This window comes from Paenibacillus senegalensis JC66, from assembly GCF_000285515.1.
Lineage (GTDB): Bacteria > Bacillota > Bacilli > Paenibacillales > NBRC-103111 > Paenibacillus_L > Paenibacillus_L senegalensis.
Genome location: NZ_CAES01000126.1, coordinates 1 through 1,489, shown reverse-complemented (window position 1 = coordinate 1,489; position 1,489 = coordinate 1). Strand labels below are relative to the sequence as shown.

The window sequence follows — 1,489 nt, the reverse complement described above, 5'->3', positions numbered from 1 at the left end:
CTAAGCACGCATCTTCTAGCCGGTGAAAGTCCGGTCGCGGGAAGGGCCAAGCCCCCGCGTAGCTAGGATACCTACGTATGGCGAAATCTGTACGTAGAAGCGTATCGACGAAAGTACCTGTCAGAGGCAGGGCGAGCAACATACCAGGCCGTAACATGAAAGTGAATCCTGCCGCGTCGTCAAAAAGGCCTCGCAAGAGGGAAAAGAGGAAGCCGAGTCCCGCGTACATGGACGAAGGCCATGGAAGCTGCCTAGAACTTGGAGCGGCAGTGAAGAATCCTCCGGCGTAGAGGGAACGGCATGGTATGAAAGAGGATGCAGTGAACTGGGGAGGCCCTCCCCTGCACGGTTGCAGAAACCGTAAAGAGGCCTTCTATAAGCCCCAGAGGTGAAGTGAACGGTCTGCAGGAAGGGAGTCCGAGGGGCTCATAGTACCGTGGAACGCAGGACAACACAACCTGCGGGAGGGAAGGAGCCCTGCTTTGTTCAAGTTTCTTGAGGAGGTACGAGTCAGTGAATGCCAAACGGCTAACAACACCAGAGGAAAACGTTCAACAACTCCAAGGGAAACTCGGTCATGCGGCCAAGGAGAACAAGAAGCGAAGATTTCACGCGCTGTACGACAAGGTCTATCGGGTAGACATCTTATGGGAAGCGTGGCGAAGGGTACGAGCCAACGAGGGCTCGGCAGGAGTGGATGGAGAGACGTTGGCAGACATCGAGAAACAGGGAGAAAAGCGTTTTGTGCTTGAATGTCAACGGCTACTGAAAGAAGGGAAGTACCATCCACAACCCGTTAGACGCCACTACATCCCGAAGAAAGATGGCAAACTGCGACCGCTGGGGATCCCGACGGTGAGAGACCGCGTCATCCAGATGGCGACCAAACTCGTCATGGAACCCATTTTCGAGGCGGATTTTCAGGACACGTCTTTCGGTTTTCGGCCTAAGCGGAGCGCGAAACAGGCGTTGGAGCGAATCCGGAAAGCATGCAACCGCAAAGGAAATTGGGTGGTCGACGTCGACATCCAAGGCTACTTCGACAACATCAATCAGGAGAAACTGATGAAGCTGATCGAAATGCGGATCAGTGACAGGCGAATCTTGAAGTTGGTGAGGAAGTGGTTAGGTGCGGGAGTGATGGAAGAAGGAAACATCCGACGCTCAGACTTGGGTACACCGCAAGGGGGAGTGATCTCACCACTGCTGGCGAACATCTACCTGAATTACTTTGATCTTCTGTGGGAACGACATGGCGGTAAGCTTGGGGAACTGACGCGTTATGCAGATGATCTGGTGATCATCTGCAAGACGAAGAAGGACGCACAGCGGGCCTATGAACTCATACGAGCGATTATGGAACGCCTGGAATTAACCCTGCACCCCACGAAAACGCGCATCGTTGGACTTTGGACTGGGGAAGAAGGCTTCGATTTTCTGGGCATGCATCATCGAAAGACGAAGGCCGAAACATCCAAAGGCCAAGTGT

Annotated in this window: 1 protein-coding gene; it reads left to right on the top strand. The window is 53.7% G+C overall.

The genetic code is table 11. The features are described from left to right. Positions 1-513: 513 nt before the first annotated feature. A partial coding sequence (gene ltrA / locus PSHG_RS25880; protein ID WP_010267202.1) for a group II intron reverse transcriptase/maturase occupies positions 514-1,489 on the top strand: 976 nt, incomplete at its 3' end.